General features: G+C 42.4%; 21 protein-coding genes. 12 read left to right on the forward strand and 9 right to left on the reverse strand.

The annotated features are described in order from the left end of the window. Position 1 precedes the first annotated feature (1 nt). Together KSX81_RS19660 and KSX81_RS19665 are read right to left on the reverse strand one after the other, a co-directional pair. Positions 2–1,783 carry a sensor histidine kinase gene (locus KSX81_RS19660; protein WP_004300632.1) on the reverse strand — a complete coding sequence of 594 codons (1,782 nt, stop codon included), beginning with the start codon at positions 1,781–1,783 and terminating at the stop codon, positions 2–4. A 27-nt stretch (positions 1,784–1,810) separates the two neighbouring features. Continuing rightward, the gene (locus KSX81_RS19665; RefSeq protein WP_004300631.1) at positions 1,811–2,500 is read right to left on the reverse strand and encodes a response regulator transcription factor; all 690 of its coding nucleotides are present in this window, start codon (positions 2,498–2,500) and stop codon (positions 1,811–1,813) included. A 241-nt stretch (positions 2,501–2,741) separates the two neighbouring features. On the opposite strand from KSX81_RS19665, the gene KSX81_RS19670 reads away from it, so the two are divergent. From KSX81_RS19670 to KSX81_RS19685, 4 genes are all read left to right on the forward strand, one after another. Further along, entirely contained in the window at positions 2,742–3,935 is a 1,194-nt protein-coding gene (locus KSX81_RS19670; protein ID WP_004300629.1) for a hypothetical protein, read from the forward strand. Between the two features lie 59 nt (positions 3,936–3,994). Next, positions 3,995–4,795 carry a DUF3805 domain-containing protein gene (locus tag KSX81_RS19675; protein ID WP_004300628.1) on the forward strand — a complete coding sequence of 267 codons (801 nt, stop codon included), beginning with the start codon at positions 3,995–3,997 and terminating at the stop codon, positions 4,793–4,795. Position 4,796: 1 nt separating this feature from the next. Then, the gene (locus tag KSX81_RS19680) at positions 4,797–6,665 is read left to right on the forward strand and encodes an ABC-F family ATP-binding cassette domain-containing protein (RefSeq protein WP_004300627.1); all 1,869 of its coding nucleotides are present in this window, start codon (positions 4,797–4,799) and stop codon (positions 6,663–6,665) included. Positions 6,666–6,820: 155 nt separating this feature from the next. Next, positions 6,821–7,660, forward strand: coding sequence for a histidinol-phosphatase (locus tag KSX81_RS19685; protein ID WP_004304183.1), 840 nt, complete (start codon positions 6,821–6,823; stop codon positions 7,658–7,660). Between the two features lies 1 nt (position 7,661). On the opposite strand, the gene KSX81_RS19690 is transcribed toward KSX81_RS19685, so the two are convergent. Both KSX81_RS19690 and KSX81_RS19695 read right to left on the reverse strand, forming a co-directional pair. After that, positions 7,662–7,877 carry a hypothetical protein gene (locus KSX81_RS19690; protein ID WP_004321362.1) on the reverse strand — a complete coding sequence of 72 codons (216 nt, stop codon included), beginning with the start codon at positions 7,875–7,877 and terminating at the stop codon, positions 7,662–7,664. A gap of 26 nt (positions 7,878–7,903) precedes the next feature. Then, on the reverse strand, positions 7,904–9,139 hold the full coding sequence (locus KSX81_RS19695; protein WP_004300624.1) for a hypothetical protein: 1,236 nt from the start codon (positions 9,137–9,139) through the stop codon (positions 7,904–7,906). Positions 9,140–9,319: 180 nt separating this feature from the next. On the opposite strand from KSX81_RS19695, the gene KSX81_RS19700 reads away from it, so the two are divergent. The 4 genes from KSX81_RS19700 to rimI all read left to right on the forward strand — a co-directional run bounded on the left by KSX81_RS19700 (position 9,320) and on the right by rimI (position 13,895). Further along, the gene (locus KSX81_RS19700; protein WP_004300623.1) at positions 9,320–10,519 is read left to right on the forward strand and encodes a pyridoxal phosphate-dependent aminotransferase; all 1,200 of its coding nucleotides are present in this window, start codon (positions 9,320–9,322) and stop codon (positions 10,517–10,519) included. Positions 10,520–10,601: 82 nt separating this feature from the next. Beyond that, complete coding sequence (locus KSX81_RS19705; protein WP_004300622.1) at positions 10,602–11,846, forward strand: ABC transporter permease; 1,245 nt, start codon at positions 10,602–10,604, stop codon at positions 11,844–11,846. A gap of 130 nt (positions 11,847–11,976) precedes the next feature. Continuing rightward, the gene (locus KSX81_RS19710) at positions 11,977–13,443 is read left to right on the forward strand and encodes a RimK family protein (protein ID WP_004321360.1); all 1,467 of its coding nucleotides are present in this window, start codon (positions 11,977–11,979) and stop codon (positions 13,441–13,443) included. A gap of 2 nt (positions 13,444–13,445) precedes the next feature. Next, the gene (gene rimI, locus KSX81_RS19715; RefSeq protein ID WP_004300620.1) at positions 13,446–13,895 is read left to right on the forward strand and encodes a ribosomal protein S18-alanine N-acetyltransferase; all 450 of its coding nucleotides are present in this window, start codon (positions 13,446–13,448) and stop codon (positions 13,893–13,895) included. Positions 13,896–13,925: 30 nt separating this feature from the next. Here rimI and KSX81_RS19720 read toward each other — a convergent pair whose 3' ends face one another. The 4 genes from KSX81_RS19720 to KSX81_RS19735 are packed head-to-tail and all read right to left on the reverse strand — an operon-like array spanning position 13,926 to position 18,861. Then, positions 13,926–15,098 carry a glycosyltransferase gene (locus KSX81_RS19720; protein WP_217725844.1) on the reverse strand — a complete coding sequence of 391 codons (1,173 nt, stop codon included), beginning with the start codon at positions 15,096–15,098 and terminating at the stop codon, positions 13,926–13,928. Positions 15,099–15,154: 56 nt separating this feature from the next. After that, entirely contained in the window at positions 15,155–16,180 is a 1,026-nt protein-coding gene (locus tag KSX81_RS19725; RefSeq protein WP_004300618.1) for an AI-2E family transporter, read from the reverse strand. A 57-nt stretch (positions 16,181–16,237) separates the two neighbouring features. After that, a complete protein-coding gene (locus KSX81_RS19730) occupies positions 16,238–17,491 on the reverse strand; it encodes a sensor histidine kinase (RefSeq protein ID WP_217725843.1) in 1,254 nt (417 codons plus the stop codon). Positions 17,492–17,496: 5 nt separating this feature from the next. After that, positions 17,497–18,861 (reverse strand): sigma-54-dependent transcriptional regulator, encoded by a 1,365-nt coding sequence (locus tag KSX81_RS19735; protein WP_217725842.1) that lies wholly within the window; start codon positions 18,859–18,861, stop codon positions 17,497–17,499. Between the two features lie 326 nt (positions 18,862–19,187). Here KSX81_RS19735 and KSX81_RS19740 point away from each other — a divergent pair, with 326 nt between their 5' ends. From KSX81_RS19740 to KSX81_RS19755, 4 genes are read left to right on the forward strand one after another with little or no spacing between them, the layout of a single operon-like run. Next, positions 19,188–20,489 (forward strand): TolC family protein, encoded by a 1,302-nt coding sequence (locus KSX81_RS19740; protein WP_004326608.1) that lies wholly within the window; start codon positions 19,188–19,190, stop codon positions 20,487–20,489. A gap of 6 nt (positions 20,490–20,495) precedes the next feature. Next, complete coding sequence (locus tag KSX81_RS19745; RefSeq protein WP_004300612.1) at positions 20,496–21,743, forward strand: efflux RND transporter periplasmic adaptor subunit; 1,248 nt, start codon at positions 20,496–20,498, stop codon at positions 21,741–21,743. Positions 21,744–21,755: 12 nt separating this feature from the next. Beyond that, positions 21,756–22,472 (forward strand): ABC transporter ATP-binding protein, encoded by a 717-nt coding sequence (locus KSX81_RS19750; RefSeq protein WP_004300611.1) that lies wholly within the window; start codon positions 21,756–21,758, stop codon positions 22,470–22,472. Beyond that, on the forward strand, positions 22,469–24,889 hold the full coding sequence (locus tag KSX81_RS19755; protein WP_004300610.1) for an ABC transporter permease: 2,421 nt from the start codon (positions 22,469–22,471) through the stop codon (positions 24,887–24,889). Before KSX81_RS19750 ends, KSX81_RS19755 begins: the two co-directional genes overlap by 4 nt. A gap of 626 nt (positions 24,890–25,515) precedes the next feature. On the opposite strand, the gene KSX81_RS19760 is transcribed toward KSX81_RS19755, so the two are convergent. Next, the gene (locus KSX81_RS19760) at positions 25,516–26,079 is read right to left on the reverse strand and encodes a prolyl-tRNA synthetase associated domain-containing protein (protein WP_004300608.1); all 564 of its coding nucleotides are present in this window, start codon (positions 26,077–26,079) and stop codon (positions 25,516–25,518) included. Between the last annotated feature and the right edge of the window lie 17 nt (positions 26,080–26,096).

Consider the following 26,096-nt stretch of genomic DNA (forward strand, 5'->3'; position numbering starts at 1 on the left):
TTTACTTCTCCTTTGCCAATGTAAATACAAATTCCAGCCCGCCTCCCTGATTGTTCTTGGCGGAGATGCTGCCACCGTGGATGATGACGGCATTCTTCACAATAGCTAGTCCCAGTCCTGTTCCACCTACTTTCCGTGAACGACCTTTGTCTACCCGGTAGAAACGTTCGAAGAGACGATTCAGATGTTCGGGAGATACTCCAATACCTGTGTCGGCAAAGCTGAAATAGTAGAAATTCTCATCTTCACGGAAACAGTTGATATTGATCTGGATATTACTTCCGGCGTATGCGATGGCATTGTCCATTAGATTACGGAAGATGGAATAAAGTAGTGAGTAATTTCCTTTGATTTGTATACTCTTCTTTAAGGAGTTGACGACTGTAATATGTTTTTCGTCAAGCTCCAACGATACTTCGTTGATGATGTTACCTACCAACACACTGATGTCTACCCGTTCCATGTCGATCATGTTGGCGGCTTCATCCATGCGGGTGAGTACGGAGATGTCGCGTAATAACCGACTTAAACGGTTGCTTTGTGCATAACAACGTTCGAGGAATACGTTGATCTTCTCGCGTGGAATATTTTCATTGCTGACAATGGTTTCCAAATACCCTTGGATACTGCTGACGGGAGTTTTCAACTCATGGGCGATATTCTGGGTCAGTTGGCGTTTGAGTCTAACCTGTTCTTCTTCCTGGGTAACGTCGTTGATGGAAATCTCGAAGCTGGCATCCTGGAAGATGATACATTCTACGATAAATGTCCGTCCATTCTTATTGATGGTGACAGACATTCGTTTTTCACCTTTTCCTCTCGAACGTTCTTGCTGATTCTTATTGATAAAATGAATGATCTCTTGCAGTTCGCTGATGGCAAAGACTTCTTCTGTTGTTTCCAGGTTGGAGTCTGAAATCAGGTTGCTGTATTGGGTGAAAAGATTGTTGACAAGAATCTCTTTTTTGTCTTTAGTAAATATACCTAGTCCTTCGTGTGAGATTTGAAGGTGGGTGATTAGCTTTTCACGTTCAATGTAGAGAGCTTCTTTGGTTTCGTGCAGTCGTTTGTAGATTTGAATGATGTGCTGTGATATTTCTCCCAGTTCGTTGTGCGGGAAGGCGGATTGCATAGCCATTTCGATAGGCTCGTTCCGGTCGGCGCGCATCGCAAATTCACGGAGCTGGCTGATGGAAGTCCCCAGTTTGTTGGTGAATTTGTAGAAGATAATCATTAATAATAAGGTCACGATTACGGTAAACCATAAATAGTGCGGGTCTGCTTGCAGGTTGTTGATGAGGCTGACATTGTAAGGTAAAGCCGAACGGACAATATAATCTTTATAATGAGTGGCCGAATAGAAATAGGGAACTCCGGTTGTCTCGGAAGTACGGCGTACATCATATCCGTTGCCATGTTTTATGGCTTTCTGTACTTCCGGACGGTTCAGGTGGTTCTCCATCTGGTTATTATGACTTGGATAGCTGTCGTAAACAACATTTCCTTGAGCATCAATAAGGGTTACACGCAAGTCTTCCAGGATATGGTTATTGATATAACCGTTGATGATTTCACTGTCAAGAGGTTGATTCTCCAGTTGTTCGTAGAGCCTGCTGTTGTAATCTTGCAGTTTGGTGTTTAGCAGTTCTATTTTATATTCCCGTTCACGTTGATACTGGTACGCAATAAAACAAATGGCAAATACCAGGAATAGTGAAATAACCGAAAGGAAAAGTTTTCGGCTAAAAGAAAGAAAATGCTTTTGAGTTACAGGCAGGTTCATAATAACTATTTAATTCGGCATAATTATTTATTCAGCTTCAAAACAGTATCCATATCCGAGACGGGTGACAATGCATTTGCCGTATACCCCAATCTTTTTACGCAGACGGGTGATGTTTACGTCGATAGTACGGTCGAGCACGTACACTTCGTCACTCCAGATGCGGGCCAGGATGTCTTCACGGGAAAATACACGTCCTTTATTCTGTACCAGCAGAAGCAAGATCTCAAATTCTTTTTTGGTCAATGGCACTTCTTCATCGTCGATACTTACTTTTTTCTTTGTGATGTCAATAACGAGCGACTGATAAGTAAGACGTTCGGGGACTCTTTCCGTTTCCGTTGTTACTGTGCGTCTTAATACGGCTTTCACACGGGCGATGACTTCACGCAGCGAGAAAGGTTTTGAAATATAATCGTCTGCTCCCAGGTTGAATCCGGTCACAGTATCGTTTTCGGTATCTTTTGCTGTGATAAAGATAATAGGCACTTTAGCTGTTTTCTTGTCTTTTTTCAGGATGTTCGCCATTTTGAATCCGGAGATTTCTCCCATCATCACATCGAGGAGAATCAAGTGATAGCTGCTGATGTCCATCTTCATTGCTTCTTCAGCAGAGTTTGCAGTATCAACTTCATAACCTTCGTTTTCAAGATTGAATTTCAGAATCTCACAGAGGTCTTCTTCATCGTCGACAACTAGAATACGGTAATCGTTCATAAGATGTATGTATTAATGTGATATGACAAAGTTACGTTTTTATTTTATCCTTTGCAAAGATGAGGAGACTTTGTTACGGGCAGATGAAACAGACGTTACAATCGTGTTACATTCCGGGAATTCCGAGAATTGATGAGGTATATGGAAGTTTTTGTTGATTGTAAGAGGAAAAACCGCTCACTATTTGTTATCTTTGTTAGCGAGATACAATAGAAACGTTTGATTATAGAAACTACAAATAATGATAAAAATTGACTTAAAACGGCATCGGAAGGAAATAATAGGATCGGTGGTGGTACTGTTAATTCTCCTTGGCGGTATGTCTGTGTTTAAATATACTTCATTCAATTCCGGTTTTGAAATTGTGGATGATCTGGGCGGAAATATATTTCCTTCAGCGATTTTGTCTGTTGCCACTACTGATGCGCAGGTGATTGTTCCGTCGGATTCTAATTATTTGGGGAATCCGAAATCGTGTATTGCTGTTCGGGTGAAGTCGAAGACAGCCTATAGCCGGGTACGGATTGAAGTGGCTGAAACGCCTTTTTTCTCCCGTTCGGTGTCGGAATTTGTACTAAACAAGCCTCGAACGGAATATACGATTTATCCTGATATCATCTGGAACTATGAAGCTCTGAAAAATGAGGTGCAGGCAGAACCGGTAAGTGTGGCTATTACTGTCGAGATGAATGGAAAAGATCTGGGGCAACGGGTGCGTACATTCTCTGTGCGCAGTATCAATGAATGTCTGTTGGGGTATGTATCGAATGGAACCAAATTCCATGATACAAGTATTTTCTTTGCTGCCTATGTCAATGAAGAGAATCCGATGATTGACCAGTTGCTTCGCGAAGCACTGAATACTCGTATTGTCAATCGCTTCTTAGGCTATCAGAGTAAGGCTAAAGGGGCGGTGGACAAGCAGGTGTATGCTCTCTGGAATATATTGCAGAAACGCAAATTCCGTTACAGTTCTGTTTCCAACACCAGCCTTTCGAGCAATGTTGTTTTCTCGCAACGGGTTCGTACGTTTGATGATGCACTGGAATCTTCGCAGATTAATTGTGTGGACGGTAGCGTACTGTTTGCATCACTGCTTCGGGCTATAAATATCGATCCTATTCTGGTACGTACGCCGGGACACATGTTTGTGGGGTATTATACCGATAATTCACATACTGATAAGAACTTCCTGGAAACAACAATGATTGGTGATGTCGATCTGGATGACTTTTTCCCGGATGAACAGCTGGACTCCACAATGGTAGGCAAGTCGCAGAATGAAATGTCGCTATTGACTTTCGAGAAATCGAAGCAATATGCTAATAAGAAGTATAAGGAGAACGAAGAAGGTATTCATTCCGGGAAATTGAATTATATGTTTCTGGAGATTTCTAAAGATGTGCGGAGGAAAATACAGCCAATAGGGAAATGATGTTTTGTAATTCGTATTTAATTCGTACTTTTGCCAAGTAATCATTTTAAAATAAAAGGATGCAAGGCAAGAAATTTATCTCTCCCGGAGCATGGTTTTCTATGAACTATCCATCAGACTGGAATGAGTTTGAAGATGGCGAAGGCTCTTTTCTTTTCTATAATCCCGATGTATGGACGGGGAATTTTCGTATATCCGCATTTAAAGGAAAAGCCGGTTATGGCAAAGATGCCATCCGGCAGGAACTGAAAGAGAACGATTCGGCTTCATTGGTGAAAGTCGGAACGTGGGAATGTGCGTATAGCAAAGAAATGTTTCAGGAGGAGGGAACTTATTATACTTCCCATTTGTGGATTACAGGCGTTGACGATATTGCTTTTGAATGTTCTTTCACCGTGCCTAAAGGTGGAGTTGTGAAGGAGGCGGAAGATGTAATCGCTACTTTGGAGGTACGTAAAGAAGGGCAGAAGTATCCTGCTGAATTGATTCCTGTACGTCTTTCTGAAATTTATTTGATTAATGAGGGATATGAATGGGTGGTATCTACTGTGAAGCAGGAACTGAAAAAGGATTTTCAAGGAATAGAAGAGGACTTGGAGAAACTTCAACAAGTGATTGACAGCGGTAAGATTGGTTCGAAAAAGAAAGAAGAATGGTTGGCTATTGGTATCACTGTTTGTGCAATTCTGGCAAATGAAGTGGATGGCATGGAATGGAAAACGTTGATTGACGGCAACCGGGAAGCTCCTGTTCTCCAATATAAAGATCGGACCATCGACCCGATGAAGCTCGTTTGGAGTAAAGTAAAGGCGGGAGAGCCTTGCAATGTAATAGAAGAATATAAGAAGTGTTTGGATTAAAATGGCAGTACCTTATTTACAGATAGATAACCTGACCAAGTCTTTCGGTGACTTGGTTCTTTTTGAAAATGTATCTTTGGGCATTGCCGAAGGTCAGCGGGTAGGATTAATAGCAAAGAACGGTAGTGGAAAGACTACCTTACTGAATATCATTGCCGGAAAGGAAGGTTATGATAGCGGTAATATTGTTTTTCGTCGTGATCTTCGGGTGGATTACCTGGAACAGGATCCGCAATATCCCGAAGAACTGACAGTGCTCGAAGCCTGTTTCCATCATGGTAACAGCACGGTGGAATTGATAAAGGAGTACGAACGCTGCATGGAAACCGAAGGTCATCCGGGATTGGAAAACCTCTTGGCACGTATGGATCAGGAGAAAGCTTGGGAGTATGAACAGAAAGCCAAGCAAATCCTTTCACAACTTAAAATCCGTAATTTCGATCAGAAAGTGAAGCAACTGTCCGGCGGACAGCTGAAGCGTGTTGCTTTGGCAAACGCTTTGATTACCGAACCGGATCTGTTAATCCTTGATGAGCCGACCAACCATCTGGACTTGGATATGACCGAATGGTTGGAAGATTACCTGCGTCGTACCAACCTTAGCCTGCTGATGGTGACTCACGACCGTTACTTCCTTGATCGTGTTTGCTCCGAGATTATCGAAATAGACAATCAACAAATCTACCAATATAAAGGTAACTACAGCTATTATCTCGAAAAGCGTCAGGAACGTATTGAATCTAAGAGCGTGGAAATAGAGCGTGCCAATAATCTGTATCGTACAGAACTCGACTGGATGCGCCGGATGCCGCAGGCACGCGGACATAAGGCTCGTTACCGGGAAGATGCTTTCTACGAATTGGAAAAGGTTGCGAAGCAGCGTTTTAATACTGATAATGTAAAGCTGGAAGTGAAAGCATCGTATATCGGAAGCAAGATATTCGAAGCCGACCATCTTTTCAAGAGTTTCGGAGATCTGAAGATTCTGGATGATTTCTCTTATATCTTCTCTCGTTATGAGAAGATGGGAATTGTAGGAAATAACGGAACCGGAAAATCTACTTTTATCAAGATATTGATGGGACAAGTCAAGCCTGATAGCGGAACAGTGGATATTGGCGAAACAGTTCGTTTCGGTTATTATTCGCAGGACGGACTTCAGTTTGACGAACAGATGAAAGTAATTGATGTGATACAGGATATTGCCGAAGTCATCGAATTGGGCAATGGAAAGAAGCTGACTGCTTCTCAATTTCTGCAGCATTTCCTGTTTACTCCTGAAACCCAGCATAGTTATGTCTATAAATTGAGTGGGGGAGAACGTCGCCGTCTTTACCTTTGTACCATCCTGATGCGTAATCCTAACTTCCTGGTATTGGATGAGCCTACCAATGACCTCGATATTATCACGCTGAATGTGCTCGAAGAATATCTCCAAAACTTCAAAGGCTGTGTGATTGTCGTTTCCCATGACCGTTACTTTATGGATAAAGTAGTAGATCACCTGATGGTATTCAACGGACAGGGAGATATTCGTGACTTCCCCGGAAATTATAGTGATTATCGTAACTGGAAAGAAGCAAAGGAACAAAAAGAGAAAGAAGCAGAGAAGCCGCAGGAAGAAAAGACCGCCCGTGTCCGTCTGAACGACAAGCGTAAGATGAGCTTTAAAGAAAAGCGTGAATTCGAGCAACTGGAAAAAGAAATCGCCGAACTGGAAGCTGAAAAAACACAAATTGAGGAACTTCTTTGTAGCGGCACACTTTCCGTTGACGAATTGACTGAAAAGTCAAAACGTTTGCCCGAAGTCAATGATATGATTGACGAAAAGACAATGCGTTGGTTGGAACTTAGCGAAATAGAAGGCTGATTCGTGCCACTATATTGGCACCTTTGTGCCACCTCTTTGGCGTAGCAGTGCCAACATGCTGGCACAGTTGTGCCACTTCGATGGCACAAGTATAGTTTATTATATTCCCGGATAACCAAATAATGATAATATACCCCCAGACAATATAACCTAGTATGACAAACCTAACCAATTATCATAGCCACTGCCTGTATTGCGACGGACGAGCCAATATGGACGATTTTATTCGTTTTGCTATCAGCGAAGGGTTTACTTCTTATGGCATTTCTTCTCATGCTCCACTACCATTTTCTACCGCATGGACGATGGAGTGGGATAGAATGGAAGATTACCTTTCCGAATTCTCTCGTCTGAAAAAGAAATATGCAGGTAAGATAGAGCTTGCCATCGGTCTCGAAATTGACTACCTGAATGAAGAAAACAATCCCTCTTTGCCTTGTTTTCAAAAACTACCACTTGACTACCGGATAGGTTCTGTGCATATGTTGTATTCTCCAGAAGGGAAAATCGTAGATATTGATACCCCGGCAGATCTTTTCCGTCAATTGGTAGACAGGCACTTCGATGGTGACTTGGATTCTGTTGTCCACCTTTATTATAAGAACCTGCTCCGTATGGTAGAGCTGGGAGGATTTGATATTGTCGGTCATGCTGACAAGATGCATTATAACGCTTCCTGTTATCGTCCGGGTTTGCTTGATGAAGCATGGTATGACACGTTGGTCCGCGATTACTTCGCGGTGATTGCCGCACGTGGTTATATGGTGGAAATCAATACCAAGTCTTATCATGAGCTGGGTACATTCTATCCGAATGAACGTTATTTCCCTTTCCTGAAAGAATTGGGTATTCGGGTACAGGTGAATAGTGATGCGCACTACCCTGAAAGAATAAACAATGCCCGCTTCGAAGGATTAGCCGCTTTGAAGAAAGCAGGTTTTACTTCGGTGGTAGAATGGCATGGGGGGAAATGGGAAGATATTCCCATAGGATAAGTTATTCCATATCCAGAATCTCTTGTTTCTCTTCATTCAACGAAACCAATGTCTTTTTTAGCTCGTCTATTCGTGAATCAATTTCAGCCAACTTCTTCAGATACATAGTTCTAGGTAGCACATCTTCATTGGCCATGATAAACTCCTCTTTCTCGTCAAAGAGTTGCTCTATTTGCTCTTCAACTCTATTTATAGCACATGAAATTTCTCCTATCATAAATCTTTCTTTTTTTATAGATGCCTTTATTCCGTCCTCTTGCAAGCATTTGCCTGGAAAAACTCGTTCAACGTATCTTCATAGTTACCATGAAGCATAATATGATGATTTCCCAGTGGATTCTTTAAGAAGTATTCGGCCGGAGTATTCATGTGGATGCGCACTTGTGTACGGCACATATTAATATAATTAGTGTTTTCAGTCAATGTTCCTGTAGACAAGTAATATTCATCCAGACATTCACCGCCACATTTTATGATCGTTACATCCCCCGTCGGAAGTAGCCCTTGTATGGCAATTCCTTTTTCTGTTTCAAAGTGATTGCGGATAATATATCTCTCCGTTTGTTTGAGACCTACGGTGCAATGTGCCAATATCAGTTCATTCGTACGGGAATTAATCATGGAAGGATTTGCCATAAATCCGTCTTTACCCGTAAGTGCTTTAACTGCTAATAGCGTAAATACAGATTGAAGATCTCCTTCACAACCTGCTATTATCCCGTCATCATTCAATAAAGATAATGCCACGCATCCGGTAGTGTCGATTTGTTCAATCAGTTTAAAACAGCTTAATGTCAGCGCTTCCAGATTTTCTTCCTGACAGACCTTTTTGATTGCCCGGTACAGCCGCATGGATTTGATTAAATCTTCAGGAGTTCCTTCGCGGCAGGCAAGAGCTTGTGATGCTACAGCTGCGCATGATGCTCCAACTTGGTCATCCGTAATGTGTTTAAATTGTTCATAAATCCGTTCCAATGGAATATCTACATATTCGATTCCCCAACGACGTTTTGCCAACAAGTAGTCTACGTTACTGGCAACTAACCAGGAAGAAGGACTTCCAATGACTCCGATACGTTTGCCAAACAAAGAACGTTGTGCCTGAAAATTATTATAAAGTGTATGAATACGTAAGATGATAGCCGATAATTCACCGTGCAGAATTTCACTTTTCATTCCGCGTCCCCGTAGCCAGGTGGAAATTTCCAGTGCGGCAGCAAGAGAATTCTGCATACCGTCTGCCAGTAAAATGGCAGGGCGGGGAAGATTCTCAAAGTGCTGTATGACCAGTCTTTCCACCCCACCGGTAGCGACGAAAATGATTTTGAAATCGTCACTACTAAGTTTGTCCATATCTTGATGGTCGACGAACTTTACAGTATAATATTTTTCAATCTCGCTCAAAATAGCTTCGTGCGAGCTACGTAGCGAGACTTGTTTGTGAAGTATTGAAGCGAATGAGATAAGGTGTATGGTCATTATGATATTGTTTTAAGTTTTCTGTATGACAAATGTATAGCTTTCTTTTCAATTTACCATAACGATTTTAACCTTGCTAAGGTTTTTAAAGTTTTTATGTCTCTGTATTCAAATTATTGCGTACATTTGCAGCTCCAAGTAGAAAAAGTAAATAGTAATTAGTAATTTGTAGTTAAAATTATGCCAACCATATCCATTCGCGGAAACGAGATGCCTGCATCTCCTATCAGAAAACTGGCTCCTTTGGCAGACGCTGCCAAGCAACGCGGAGTCCATGTGTTTCACCTGAACATCGGACAGCCTGATCTGCCCACTCCTCAGGCCGCGATTGACGCGATACGCAATATTGATCGTAAAGTGCTGGAATATAGCCCCAGTGCAGGTTATCGTAGCTATCGCGAAAAATTAGTGGGATATTATGCAAAGTTCAATATCAACCTTACAGCAGACGATATAATCATTACATCGGGAGGTTCGGAAGCCGTACTTTTTTCCTTCCTTTCCTGCCTGAATCCGGGAGATGAAATTATCGTTCCGGAACCTGCATACGCTAACTATATGGCATTTGCAATCTCTGCCGGAGCAAAGATTCGCACTATTGCTACGACCATTGAAGAAGGCTTTTCCCTTCCGAAAGTAGAGAAGTTTGAAGAACTGATTAATGAGCGTACGAAAGCGATTCTTATTTGTAACCCAAACAATCCTACCGGTTATTTGTATACACGTCGTGAAATGAATCAGATTCGTGACTTGGTAAAGAAGTACGATTTATTCCTTTTCTCTGATGAAGTATATCGTGAGTTTATATATACCGGTTCTCCATATATTTCTGCCTGCCATCTGGAAGGTATTGAAAATAATGTAGTACTGATTGATTCGGTATCAAAACGATATTCCGAATGTGGTATCCGCATTGGTGCGTTGATTACCAAAAACAAGGAGATACGCGATGCTGTCATGAAGTTCTGTCAGGCTCGTTTAAGTCCTCCGTTGATTGGACAGATTGCTGCAGAAGCTTCTTTGGATGCTCCGGAAGAATATTCACGCGAAACGTATGATGAGTATGTAGAACGTCGTAAATGTCTGATTGACGGTTTGAACCGTATTCCCGGTGTTTATTCGCCCATTCCGATGGGAGCTTTCTATACAGTGGCCAAACTTCCGGTAGATGACTCCGATAAGTTCTGCGCATGGTGTCTTTCTGATTTTGAGTATGAAGGTCAGACTGTATTCATGGCTCCGGCTTCCGGTTTCTATACCACTCCGGGATCTGGAATCAATGAGGTTCGTATTGCTTACGTATTGAAAAAAGAAGATTTAACCCGTGCACTTTTTGTCTTGCAGAAGGCTTTGGAAGTGTATCCGGGAAGAACGGAATAAATTCTAGTATTAAGTATTAACCGTAGTTTCTGGGGTGTTTGTTGCTGCTACACTTAATACTTAATACCTAATACTTAAACAAATGTCTTTATCACTTTTCATAGCCCGGCGTATCTATCGTGAAAGCGATGGCGGAAAGCAGGTGTCACGTCCTGCGGTCCTCATTGCCATGGCGGGTATTGCTATTGGTTTGGCCGTAATGATTATTGCAGTGGCGGTAGTCATCGGGTTTAAAAGTGAAGTGAGAAATAAAGTTATAGGATTCGGGTCGCATATCCAGATAACTAATTTGGATGCGGTCAGTTCTTACGAAACCCATCCCATTGTGGTAGGAGACAGTATGATGACTGCTCTTGCTGATTATCCGGAGATAAGCCATGTGCAGCGTTTCTCTACCAAACCGGGTATGATTAAGACCGATGACGCTTTTCAAGGAATGGTGTTGAAAGGTGTAGGTCCGGAGTTTGACCCCCATTTTATAAAAGAGTATTTGGTAGAAGGGGAGATTCCTGTTTTCAGTGATTCAGTTTCTACCAATCAAGTACTTATCTCGAAAGCGTTGGCAACTAAAATGAAGTTGAAACTGGGAGATAAGATATATACCTATTATATACAGGATGATATTCGCGCTCGTCGCCTGACGATTGCCGGAATTTATCAGACGAATTTCTCCGAATACGACAACCTCTTTTTACTGACGGATCTTAATCTGGTGAATCGTTTGAACGGTTGGCAACCGGAACAGGTGACCGGTGTGGAATTACAGGTGAAAGATTATGATAGACTGGAAGATATAACCTATGAGATCGCAACTGATATTGACAACAGGCAAGATGAGTTGGGAGGTGTGTATTATGTGCGTAACATCGAACAACTGAATCCTCAAATCTTTGCTTGGCTTGATTTATTGGATTTGAACGTATGGGTGATTCTGATTTTGATGATAGGAGTTGCTGGCTTCACCATGATTTCCGGTTTATTGATTATTATCATCGAACGTACCAATATGATTGGGATTTTAAAAGCATTGGGAGCCAATAATTTCACGATTCGCAGAACCTTTCTTTGGTTTGCAGTCTTTTTGATTGGCAAAGGAATGTTTTGGGGCAATGCCATTGGCTTGGCATTCTGTATCCTTCAGTCTCAATTCGGATTCTTTAAACTTGATCCGGCGACTTATTATGTAGATACTGTTCCAGTTTCTTTTAATGTTTTACTTTTTATCTTGATTAATTTGGGCACTTTGTGTGCATCTGTATTGATGTTGATTGGTCCTTCATTTCTTATCACTAAGATCAATCCGGCAAGCTCCATGAGATACGAATAATCCTCTTTTTTCCTATCTGATTTTTACTGCAAAAATAATTTGGTCCATTGCGTGATGTGGAGTGAATAATATGTCTATATTTGCGCCCAATTTACTTAATATCCTCTTGTAGGTTTAATTTTTAACCATTATGAATAATGTGTTAATTCTGTTGGATAATCTGGATGACTGGAAACCGTATTATGAGACAAGTAGTGTCCTGACTGTTTCCGACTATCTAAAAAACAAGCCGGTGGAGAAAGACCGGAAGTTAGTTATTAATCTTAGCAATGATTACAGCTATAACTCTGAAGGGTATTACTGTTCGCTGCTAGCCCAAACGAGAGGACAGAAAGTCATTCCGGATGTTGATATCATCAACAAAATGGAGGCTGGAACGGGGGTGCGGATGGACCGTAGTCTGCAAGCCCTTTGTTATCAATGGATACAGAAGAATGACATCAAGGATGATATCTGGTACCTGAATATCTACTTTGGCAAATGCCGGGAAAAAGGTATGGAACGGATTGCGCGTTTTATTTTCGAGAATTACCCTTGCCCATTGTTAAGAGTGGCTTTGAATACTCATCCCAGAAATCAGATCGAGGGCATTCATTTTCTTCCCCTGAATCAGCTTAATGATGCAGAGCAGGATTTCTTTGCCAATACGCTGGATAACTTTAACAAGAAAATATGGCGTGCACCGAAGTCGGCAAAGGCTTCCCGTTACAGTCTCGCTGTATTGGTCGATCCACAGGAGAAATTTCCTCCCAGCAATAAAGGTGCTCTGCACAAATTGACGGAGGTAGCTAAGAAAATGAACATCCATGTGGAGATGATAACCGAAGATGATGCTATCCGTTTGCTCGAATTTGATGCCTTGTTTATTCGTACTACAACGTCGCTCAATCATTATACATTCCATTTGTCACAGTTGGCTGCACAAAACGGAATGGCTGTTATTGACGATCCGTTGTCTATCATTCGGTGTACGAACAAAGTGTATCTGAAAGAACTTTTTGAGAAGGAAAAGATATCTGCTCCTAAGTCTACATTGATTTTTCAATCCAACCATCATTCGTTTGAACAGATAAGCGAACTGGTAGGTGCTCCTTTTATCCTGAAAATACCGGATGGCTCTTATTCCATTGGTATGAAAAAAGTGTCGAACGAAGAGGAACTGCAAGCCAGTCTGAAGATACTGTTTGAAAAATCGGCTATCTTGCTGGCACAGGCATTTACTCCAACGGAGTTTGACTGGCGTGTCGGTCTATTGAACGGTGTACCGCTCTATGCCTGCAAATATTATATGGCGAAAGGACACTGGCAGATTTACTGTCACTATGATTCGGGCAGAAGCCGTTGTGGATTGGTAGATACGATTCCTATTTATCAGGTGCCTCGTGTGGTATTGGATACAGCTGTAAAGGCTGCCAATCTGATAGGAAAAGGGTTGTATGGAGTCGATCTGAAAATGGTGGATGATAAGGCTTATGTGATTGAAATCAATGACAATCCGAGCATCGATCATGGACTGGAAGATGCCATTATCGGTGATGAAATGTATTACCGTTTGTTGAATCACTTTGAACAAGTGCTAGAAACAAAACATTATTGATTATGGAGCCGATAATCGTCCGTAAAGCACAGCAGGCAGACATTCCCGCTATTTTGGAAATAGAGTGGGAGTGTTTCCGGGAAGACAGTTTTTCAAAAGAGCAGTTTGCCTATCTGATAAGCCGTTCGAAAGGAATTTTCTATGTGATGATGGAGGCGGATAGGGTGATCGCTTATGTCTCCCTGTTATTTCATGGGGGAACTCGCTATTTAAGAATCTATTCGATAGCTGTTCATCCGGATTATAGAGGAAGAGAACTGGGGCAGGTATTGATGGACCAGACGATTCAGACGGCCGGTGAATGTAAGGCTGCAAAGATTACGCTTGAAGTGAAAGTGACCAATACTTCCGCTATCGGGCTATATATGAAAAATGGCTTTATTCCTGTTGGAATAAAGCCATGCTATTATCACGATGGTTCGGATGCTATTTATATGCAGCGATTGATTTAACAATAAGTCTGTCTTCTCACGAAATCCGGTTTATCTTCTCATGAAATCTCCTTTTCCCCGGAAGAAACGGCAGAGTTTGAACTTCAATGACTGTACAGGTTGGATAAGGTCGAAAACAGGTAACGAGAAATAGTATTTTCGTCCTCCACCCATTTCTTTTGCCGTGCGGTTGATAATGACAGCTTGTACTGTAAAGCGCAGTAACCAGATCAGGAATGCGATGCCTGCTACCAGCCAGTGGAAATTAAGAATTCCGAATACGATACCTGCTATACAGGCAGCATAGAATAACAAACGGGAAAATGTCTCAAATCCCAGTAGGTAACGCTGTATTCCGTGGTAGAATCTGGCAGTAGCCATATAACTAACCTTTTCTTCTTTCCAATCTTTGTAGCGATATACGGGCTGTATCCGTGTGGTAGCGTTGAAGTCTGTTTCAACACGGGTGTTGGAGGAGGTAGCTAGCTCATTAATGAATAAATCATCTTCTCCACGTTGCAGATTCAGGTATTTGGAGAAACCTTTCTGTTGAAAGAATAGTTCTTTCCGGTAAGCCAGGTTGCGTCCGATACCGATATAAGGTTTTCCGGCCAGCGCGAATCCCAGATAGCGCAAAGACTGGAACAAAGTATCGAATGCAGTACGTTTGTGCAACCATCCTTTTGTGCGGTCGTATCCGCTATATCCCAACACAATTTGGGTCTGCGGAGTGAAATTACGTGCCATCAGTTTTAGCCACTGGTTGCTGGCGGGCATACAGTTTGTTTCCGTAAATACGAGCCAGTCATGTTTGCTGGCTTTGATGCCTAACGTTAGAGCCAGTTTCTTATGACTGATATAGCGTGCACTTTCGGGCGTAAAACTATGGTAAAGATGAGGATATTTTTCTTCCATCACTCCCAGTATATCCTCGGTATCATCTGTGGAAGCATCATTGATGACAATCACTTCAAATTGTGGATAGTCCTGTTCCAGAATGGCAGGTAGAATTTTACGAAGATTTTCAGCCTCATTGCGTGCACAGAGAATCACGGAAAGTGGAGGCAGTTCTCGTATGAAATGCACCTCTTCTTTGCCTACAGCTTTATTGTGGACATGTATTCGATTGTACAGGCCGAAATAATAAATGAGCTGGATGATAAAAAGAATACCTGCCACCGATAAAAGAATCAGTTCGACAGTATTGAATGTAAATGTTTCCATCAAATTTTAGTGTCGTTTTTACAGCCGCAAAAGTACACAATTTTTCGGTAGTTTCGTCATCTCGATGGGAGGTTATTTCGCAAGTCGAGATATTCTTTCTTGAACATATCCACAAAAAGAAAGAATAATGAAAGCAGCAACGGACCGAAGATGACTCCCATAAACCCGAATATCGGCAGGCCGATGACTACTCCGAAAATAGTGATAAGCGGATGTGTATCCGCCATCTTCTTTTGAAGGATGAACCGGATAAGGTTGTCCGATTGCGATACGACGATAGCTCCATAGCCAAAAAGCCCGATGGCGTTGAACCAGTCTCCGCTGATGGCAAGATAAGCGGCTACAGGAAACCATACCAATGCCGTACCTACCATCGGAATGATGGTTGCAAAGCAGGTCAGGAATCCCAGCATCAGTATGTTGGGTGCTCCGAAAAGCAGATAGCCTATCATAGCCACGCCTCCCTGAATGATAGCCAGTAAGGGAATGCCGATAGCATTGGAACGGACAATCATATTGATTTCGTGAATGACTTCCTGCGTATTGGTTTCATTAAATGGCAGAATGTCATTGACATAAGCTTCCATCTTTTTTCCTCCAATCAGCATGAAGTAAAGCACAAAGATCATGACGAACAGGTTGATGGCAAGGCTGCTGATGCTTTCCATTATAATTTGTCCGATACGGGGAAGTATGGACATGATGAATGACAGCGTATCTTTTCCCAATACATCGTATCCTGTTTTCTCTTTGATGAATTCTGCTACCTGTTGAATAGGTGCAATATAGGTCTGTGGATCCAGATTGATATCCTGTAACTTGTTTGCCACCATCCAGACAGTCAATCCCAAAGGGATAAGAAAGACGAAAATCGTTTCTGCGGTAATCAACAGTGCGCTGATGCTTCGTTTCAGCTTTCGTTTTTCTACCAGATGATTCATCTGTCCGCGTACAAGAATGTAGATGGTGAGTGCTCCCAGCAATCCCCCCAGAAAAGGAGTGATTTGGCGGAAGATGATGACTCCCATAAACAGGATGATGACAATGAGGGAATATTTCCAGTATTGTTCTTTGGTGCTCATATCGTGTAAAATTCGTTTATATGATAATAAACACTCGAAGGCCGTGAAAGGTTTGTTTTACAGTGAAATGTCGATATGAAAAATTGTTTTACCGGGACGGCTTTCCAAAATAGACAAATGACCGTTGTGGTTACGGATGATTTGTCGGCAGAGACTTAATCCGATACCGGTTCCTTCGGATTTGGTGGTGAAGAACGGAATGAATATTTTTTCCTGCAGTTCATCGGGGATACCGGGACCATTGTCTGTGACGTCGATAGATATATGCTCGTCCCGATATGCATAAATTTCGATTGCTCCGTCTGTTCTTCCGTCTAACGCCTGAATGGAGTTTCTAAGGAGATTGAGCAGGACTTGGGATAGCTGGTTCTCGTCTCCATCCATGTCGATGAATTCCGGCTGACAGGTAAGTGTGAAATGAATCTGATTTTCCTGAAAATCGGTAGACAGGAGTTCTTGCAGATTTTGCAGGAGGGCTGTTAGTGAAAACCGTTTCCTTTCCGGTTGGGGCAGATAGGAGAGACGACGGAAAGATTCGGTAAATTCCAGCAGGCGTTCACTTTGTGCCTGGATGATATGAAGTCCGCGAAGTGTTTTTTCGCTGTTGTCCGGATATGCGGATAATGTTTGCGACAGGGAGATGATGGGAGCAATGGTGTTCATGATTTCGTGGGTAAGCACGTGGCTTAGCTTGTTCCATGATTCACTCTCTTTATCATTCAGTTCATTGCTGATATCCTTGATGGATAAGATGGTAATAGTTTCGTTCTGTAATTTCATCTGGTTTTGAGACAGACTAAGCCGTTCTTTCTTCTCTTTTTCCTGCAGGATAGGTTTCAGTTGGTCGTATTGGGCTAGTTGCTGGCATCCCAATAAAGTCAGTGCGGCACTGTTGGCCATCATTATTTTTTCGGAAGAATCCCATGCCAACACACCGCTAGGGACTTCTTCCAATAGCGAACGGTAGAAATGTTCCTGCTTTGAATATTCAGCTTGAGTTCGGATGAGCAGGGCATTGATACGGTTGAGTGAACGATTCAGCATTTCCTGTTCCCGGCTGACATTGTTTTCGGGGAAATAGAGCATATTGTCTTTGTCTTCTATCGCATCGAAGAAAAGGCGTAATTTTTGGTTGAAAGAGTTTAGCTTATTCACTAATCTTCCAATCTGAAACAAGGAGCAGATAACCAGTAATATCCCTATTACCACTCCTTGTTGGGAAATAATGAGCCATAGACCTGTTCCTGCGGTAGCAAGAATAAATAGGATATGTCCTAATGTGGTCCAATATATATGTCGGCTGAATAGCATACGGCTTAGGGCTTAAATCGTTTCAGTTTATTGTAGAGCGTTTGTCGGCTGATACCAAGTTGTTCGGCCGCAGCAGTCAGGTTTCCATTATTTTGCAAGATGGCCGTCTCGATGGCTTGTCGTTCCACTTCTTCCAGATTGGGCACCGCTTGGACTGTCTGTGGTTTCCAAGTCTGTTTCACCAGAATATCTTTAGGACGTATCACGTTGCTTTCGCATAAAATAACCGCCTTTTCGATGGTGTGTTGCAGTTCCCGGATATTGCCCGGCCAATGATAGAAGCGTAGCTTTTCAATCGTTTGCTCATGCATTCGCATTTCCGGTCGTTGATATTTGGAAGCGAAGCGATGAAGAAAAGCATCGATGAATAATAATAGATCATCTCCCCGTTCTCTCAAAGGGGGAATTTCCAGATGGATGGTATTGATGCGATAGAATAAGTCTTCGCGGAACAAACCTTCTTTAATCATCTCCGGTATGTCTTTGTTGGTGGCGGAGATGAGTCGGATATCAACGGGAATCACTTTGTTGCTTCCGATTCGGGTGATATTTCGGTTTTGTAGTACAGTCAGTAGTTTGGCCTGCAATGCAAGAGGGAGATTTCCGATTTCATCCATAAAAAGCGAACCACCATTGGCGGCTTCGAATTTACCCGGACGGCTTTCATAAGCATCAGTAAACGCTCCACGTTCGTGTCCGAAGAGTTCACTCTCAAAGAGCGATTCGCTGATAGCCCCCATATCGACACTAAGTAACTGACGGGTGTTTCGTGAAGATAAGCGATGTATTTCCCTGGCTAACATCTCTTTTCCTGTTCCGTTTTCTCCGGTTATCAGGATATTGGCATCGGTTTTGGCGACTTTAGTAACTACCTTAATTAGCTGTAGCATTGCAGGGGAATGACCGATCAACATTTCTGACTTATTCAGATTTTCATCACCGGATGCTTTCTGGGTTGATTTGGGAGAGTTTTTATGATGGGTTGGACGATTGTTTTGATAGGCTTCCTTTATTTTCTGTATCAGTATGTGGTTATCCCATGGTTTTAGTAGAAAATCTGTTGCACCATTCTTCAGTGCTTTAACGGCTAATTCTACATCACCGTAGGCGGTTAGCATAATAACGGGCAGTGAAGGGCGGATTTCATGGATATGTTTCAGCCAGTACAGTCCCTCGTTACCATTGTTGATTCCTGCTGAAAAGTTCATATCCAGAATCACAATATCAATCGGAGTGGTAGATAAGATGGTCGTGATTTGATTAGGATTGGCAGCTGTGCGGACTGTGCTGAACACATTCTCGAGTAATAACTCCAGTGAGGCTAATACACTCTTATTGTCGTCTACAATTAAAATCGTTCCTGTTTCCATACGCAAGATTGGGGGCTCTGTCCGTTGAATGTTCCTTTTAAGTTTCCGGGTAAAGGTATCTGTTTTTGATTTTCTTTGCAAGGGAGTGTCCAATAATTAGACGTTTTCATACAAAGTTTATGCTGGAATGAGTCAGAACGAGTTAGAATGGGGTAGAATAGAGGGATTCTCTCGGTAATGTCCAATTATTGGACGTTAGGGCGTTTAATTTTTGGACGGTGGAAGAATTATGTGATTTCTATTTGTTTTATAATCAATTATTTATGATTTGTGGCATTGCATTTGCTTTTATCATCCTGCTATCACACAATCATATATTATAAAGGATGAAAAGATTTCTTTTACTACTATTGCTTTCAGTGCCGGTTTTCCTGCTAGCCCAATCCGCTATGAGTTTGGACGATTGCATTCGTTTGGCTTATAAACAGAATCCGGCTGTACGTAACGGAGTTATCGGCATAAAGGAAACGAAAGCGGATTATATAGCTTCTGTCGGTGCTTTCCTGCCGCACATAGTGGTTAATGCGGAAACAGGCAAACGATTCGGACGTTCGCTGGATCCTGACACCAATGGGTATACCAGTGAATCTTTTGAAGAGGGAACGGTGGGACTTGATATGACACTTTCCTTATTTGAAGGCTTTTCGCGTATCAATCAGGTGCGTTTCCGGAAAATGAACAAAGAACGTAGTGAATGGGAGCTGAAAGAGAAACAGAATGAACTGGCCTATCAGGTGACGGATGCTTATTACAAACTGATTCTGGAGAGAAAATTGCTCGATCTTGCTTTGGAACAAAGCCGGTTGAGCGAAAGGTATTTGAAACAGACAGAGGTCTTCGTGGAACTGGGATTGAAATCAGCTTCCGATTTACAGGAGGTGAAAGCACGCCGGGAGGGAGATATTTATCGTTATCAGTCGCGCGGAAATAGCAGTCGGATCGCTTTATTACATCTGAAACAATTAATGAATATCCAGCCGGGCGACACACTCGCTATTCTGGATACGATTACAGCATCCCAAGTACCACCATATTCTGTTTCGACTGTGGAAACTCTATACGCACAATCTATCGAAATATTGCCCTCCATACGTATGATTGATTTGAAACAAAAAGCAGCTCATAAAGAGTATGCGATAGCGGGAGGAGCTTTCTCACCCTCTGTCTTTGCTCGTTTCACCGTCGGTTCCAATTATTATAATACAGCTTTCTCGGCCAGACAATTGCGTGATAATATAGGAAAATATGTGGGTGTTGGCATCTCCTTTCCCCTGCTAAGCGGTTTGCAACGTTTGACCAATCAGCGCAAGCTGAAATTGAATATGTATCGGCTCAAAAACGAAGAAGAACTTGAAAAACAACAATTATATACGGATATTGAGCAAACACTCCTTTCTCTTCACACCGGATATAGTGAACATCAGCAGGCATTATCACAACTTGACGCTGAAACACTGGTACTGAAAGAATCCGAACGGAAATGGGAAGAGGGATTGATTTCCGTCTTTCAACTGATGGAAGCCCGTAACCGGTTTATTGCTGCCAAAGCAGAACTGGTTCGTGTACGCTTGCAAATAGAAATGATGATGAAACTAGAAAAATATTATCGACAAGGAACTTTTTTATAAACCATTATGGATACACTTATTGAACGAAAACCCGGCATCAATCGCAAACGTCTTTATTGGGTCGGTGGGGTAATGCTCGGACTTGCTGTGATTGCCTATTTTATTTTCAGAGATACAGCTTCTTCTATGGCAGTGGAGAAAGACCGGCTGACAATTGCTACTGTCGAGCAGGCCGAGTTCAGTGATTATATCCGTGTGATTGGTCAGGTCATGCCTAGCCGGATTATCTATATGGATGCCATCGAGGGCGGTCGTGTGGAAGAGCGCCTGAAAGAAGAGGGAGCTATGGTAAAGGCCGGTGATGTGATTCTGCGTCTTAGCAACCCATTGCTCAATATCGGTATCATGCAGAGTGAAGCCGATCTTGCTTATCAGGAAAACGAGTTGCGTAATACCCGGATTAGTATGGAGCAGGAACGACTGCAACTGAAACAAGAACGTATCGGCCTGAATAAAGAGCTTATCGGGAAGCAACGCCGTTATGAGCAGTATAAACGTTTGGTAAACGAACAACTGATAGCACGTGAAGACTATCGCCAGGCAGAGGAAGAATATATAGCAGCCAAAGAGCAACTGGCTGTTATTGACGAACGTATCCGGCAGGATCATATTTTTCGGGAAAGTCAGATAGGCAGTCTTGACGAGAATATACGTAATATGAAACGGAGCTTGGCATTGGTTCGTGAGCGTTTGGAAAACCTGAAAGTGAAAGCTCCGATTGACGGACAGGTAGGAAACCTGAATGCGCAAATCGGGCAATCTATTTCTGCCGGCGAACATATCGGGCAAATCATCACTTCCGACCTTAAAGTACAGGCACAGATAGACGAGCACTACGTAGAACGGGTACTTCCCGGACTTCCTGCCGACTTTACCCGTGACGGAGGAACCTATAAACTGGAAGTGACTAAACCTTATCCTGAAGTGAAAGACGGTCAGTTTCGTACAGACCTCAATTTTATATCCGAACGACCGGAGAATATCCGTGCCGGACAGACTTATCACATAAACCTGCAATTGGGTGATCCGGCACAAGCTATTCTGGTTCCCCGTGGCGGATTCTTTCAAATTACCGGGGGCCGATGGATGTACGTTGTCGATGAAAGTGGTACATTTGCCACGCGGCGCCCTGTGAAGATAGGACGGCAGAATCCACTGTATTACGAGGTGACAGACGGTTTGTCTCCGGGTGAGAAAGTAATCATATCCGGGTATGAATTATTTGGAGACAATGAGAAACTAATACTAAAATAATGAATAATTATTATGATTAAAACAGAAAAACTATCTATGCTTTTCACCACAGAAGAGGTGCAGACAAAAGCATTGAATGATGTCACCTTACAGGTGGAACAAGGAGAATTTGTAGCGATAATGGGACCGTCAGGATGCGGCAAATCCACCTTGCTGAATATTCTCGGTACATTGGATTCTCCGACTTCCGGTTCTTACTTTTTTGAGGGGAAGCAAGTCGATAAAATGACTGAAAACCAGTTGACTGCTTTGCGGAAAGGTAATCTGGGCTTTATCTTTCAGAGTTTCAACCTGATTGACGAACTGACCGTGTATGAGAATGTGGAACTGCCACTTGTCTATCTGGGTATGAAGACTCTCCAACGGAAAGAACGAGTCAATAAAGTGCTCGAAAAAGTCAACCTGTTACATCGTGCGAATCATTATCCCCAGCAGTTATCCGGCGGACAGCAACAGCGTGTAGCCATTGTCCGTGCCGTAGTGACCGAATGTAAACTACTGCTGGCCGACGAACCTACCGGAAATCTGGATTCGGTGAATGGCATCGAAGTGATGGAACTGTTGAGCGAACTCAACCGTCAGGGAACCACAATCATTATCGTCACCCACTCACAGCGGGATGCGAAGTATGCACACCGGGTCATCCAACTATTGGACGGACAGATTGTAGCCGAAAACATCAACCGTCCGCTGGAAAAGAAAACGTCATCTAAAAACGAAACCGTATGATAGGGAATTACTGGAATAGTGCCTATCGGAATCTGATGAAGCGGAAGAAGTTCAGTTTCATCAATATCTTTGGATTGGCAATCGGAATGGCATCGGCATTACTGATGCTAACCTATGTCACTTTTGAGTTCAGCTTTGATAAAATGCACACGAAATATGCCCATATCTATCGGGTGCAAAGCACTTTTCATGAAGGGGAAGTCCTGACCGATTACTGGGCGACCAGCTCTTTCGGATATGCCTCGGCCATGAAAGAGAATCTTGCCGGAATCGAAGATTATACCCGTATCGCTACCCATCTCCAACCGGAGCAGATTGTGAAATATGGCGAACTGACATTACGGGAGAATCAGATAGCCTATGCCGATCCGGGCTTCTTCCGTCTTTTTGATTTCGAACTTCTGAAAGGGGATAAAAAGACTTGTCTCTCCATGCCCCGGCAAGTGGTAATCACCGAACGTATTGCCCGTAAGTATTTCAAAGATGAAGACCCTATCGGCAAAATTCTGATCTTTACCGGAACGTATGATAAAGTATCGTGCGAAGTGACCGGAGTCATGAAAGAAATGCCCTCCAACTCACACATTCATTATAATTTTCTGATTTCCTATGCCTCTCTGCCTCAATATATGCAGGAATACTGGTATAAGCATGAAGCCTATACGTATGTTTTGCTCGATTCACCGGAAAGAAAAGCGGAGATAGAAAAAGAATTTCCTGTGATGGCGGAGAAATACAAGACAGAGGAAGCACTGAAAAATAAGACGTGGGGCGTGTCTTTAATTCCCTTGGCAGATATACATCTCACCCCACAGATAGGCTATGAGACGGAAACCAAAGGAAATCGTTCTGCTATGATCGCCCTGATTTTTGCGGCTGTCGCTATTCTGGTTATTGCCTGGATTAACTATATCAATCTGACCGTAGCACGTTCGATGGAGCGTGCTAAAGAAGTGGGAGTGCGCAGGGTAGTGGGAGCTTTCCGCCAACAGTTGATTTATCAATTCCTGTTTGAGGCCTTGGTTATGAATCTGATAGCTTTCATATTAGCTGTGGGATTAATAGAACTGGTTCTTCCACATTTCAACCAATTGGTAGGACGTACAGTTACGTTTTCTGTCTGGTTCATGGATTACTGGTGGATTTTGCTGGTTCTCGTTTTTATAGCCGGAATATTTATTTCCGGGTATTATCCGGCATTGGCTTTGTTGAATCGCAAACCTATAACCTTGTTGAAAGGGAAGTTTTTGCATAGCAAGTCAGGCGACCGAACCCGTCAGGTACTGGTGGTTGTCCAGTATACAGCTTCCATGATTTTACTTTGTGTTACATTGATTGTTTTTGCACAGCTGAATTTTATGCGCAATCAATCTTTGGGAGTGAAAACCAGCCAGACATTAGTGGTTAAGTTTCCGGGACATACAGAGGGGCAGAATATCAAGTTGGAAGCAATGAAAAAAGCAATCGCGCGTCTTCCTCTGGTCCATCGGGTTACTTTTTCCGGTGCCGTGCCGGGCGAAGAAGTGGCCACATTCCTTTCCAATCGTCGCACCAATGACGCTTTGAAGCAGAACCGTCTTTATGAGATGCTGGCTTGTGATCCTGATTATGCGGATGCATACGGTTTGCAGATAGTAGCCGGAAGAAGTTTCTCCGAAGAATATGGTGATGATGTCGATAAACTGGTGATTAATGAAACAGCTGTACGTAATCTGGGATTTGCTTCCAATGATGAGGCGATAGGCGAGTTGGTAACAGTGGAATGTACTGATGCGCCGATGCAGATTATCGGAGTGGTGAAAGATTATCATCAGCAGGCGTTGAGCAAGAACTATACACCTATCATGCTGATTCATAAAGATAAAATTGATTGGTTGCCCCAGCGTTATATCTCTGTTGTGATGGCTTCCGGAAATCCCCGTGAACTGGTATCTCAAGTGCAAGAGATCTGGAATCAGTATTTTGCGGATTCCAGCTTTGATTATTTCTTCCTCGATCAGTTCTTCGACCACCAATATCGGCAAGACGAGGTTTTCGGAGCGATGATCGGTTCGTTCACCGGATTGGCAATCTTTATTTCCTGTCTCGGACTTTGGGTATTAGTCATGTTTTCCTGTTCCACCCGCACCAAAGAGATGGGAATACGTAAAGTGTTGGGAGCTTCCCGCTGGAATCTTTTCTATCAGTTGGTCAAAGGATTTTTCCAGTTGATTTTGATTGCAGTTGTTATAGCTCTTCCGGTAGCTTGGTTTAGTATGAATGCCTGGTTAAGCCATTATGCTTTCCGTACCGATCTCAAAGCGTGGTTCTTTATAGTACCTGTATTGCTGATGCTGTTTATCTCATTTGTGACAGTGGCTTTCCAGACAATGAAAATAATAATGAGCAAACCTGCTCGTTCATTGCGATATGAGTAATCTCTGAATCTACTCCATCGGATATTTGTTAATATCCGATGGATTTATGTTAAATGTTAACGAAACTGTTACTTCTATTAAACCATGTTATAAGATACGCTACTTGAGCCTGAAAATTTGGAGATATGCAGAAAGTCCGTATCTTTGCAATGTGTTTTTCATAGTATTAGATTTAAGGTTAACAAAAGATTGGCTGTCTGGGATAGATAGCCTTTTTTTATGCTCTTTTCCCAGCAAAAACATAGCGTCACTATCCGGTCGGGATGGTTACCCTATCCCACGAATATACCGTCACTATCATAAGTGGATACCGTCACCATGTTTAAAATGAATTTTTCTATCCTTTCTGTTATTCTATCATTCCCATCCTATCGTAAGTTGTCAATAAAATTCCAATATGCTTATTAGTTGGAATAGCAATCTGATAATACGCTGATATTTAGCTGATTATATGGCTTGTTTTTTGGTTTAAAACCAAAGCCCCGTTCCTTTAAAAGGAACGACCCGTTTCTCGGTGTGCAACGATGTGTTTCTCACCGAGGAACAAGACATGTACTTTAATTAAGTCGTGAAACTAGCTTAAATGTTCGTTTTTTTTGCAGAATGTACGACTTTGTAATTTCGGATTATAACTCCACGATATTAAAATTCTGATGACTGATTTTGGGCAATAGTATTTTAAGAATGTCCTCCAACCTGATTTTTAGACTGCATGTGTTTACGCATGGATGACATCCTATATATGTTGATTCAAGAATTTCTTTATCAATCAGGAGCTGTACTTTGTTCTCTTTATCGTAGATAAGACCTAGAATACTGACAGCCCCCGGAAAAGTACACAAGAGATTTTCCATTGCCTTTTCGGAAGCGAAAGAGAGATGGGAACTACCTATCTGCCCGGCAAGTTCTTTTGTTTTCAATTTTTTATTTGCAGGCAATAAGAGCATGAAGTATTCTTGCTGTTTATTAGTCAGAAACAGACTTTTGCATGAAGTACAACCTAGCTTTTGGGCTATTTCTGCTCCTTCCTCCATAGTCATTATGGCTGGGTGGTGTAGACTTTGATACGCTATTCCCAGTTTGTCAAGAGTGGCATAGATTTTATTCTCATGTGTTTCTGTATATTCTGAATCAGGACTCATATAATCGCTTTTTTTGATTGTTGCAAAGATAAAAGATACAATAGACATAACCTAGATTTTTATAT

The organism is Bacteroides sp. MSK.18.37 (genome assembly GCF_019129155.2).
GTDB classification, from domain to species: domain Bacteria; phylum Bacteroidota; class Bacteroidia; order Bacteroidales; family Bacteroidaceae; genus Bacteroides; species Bacteroides ovatus.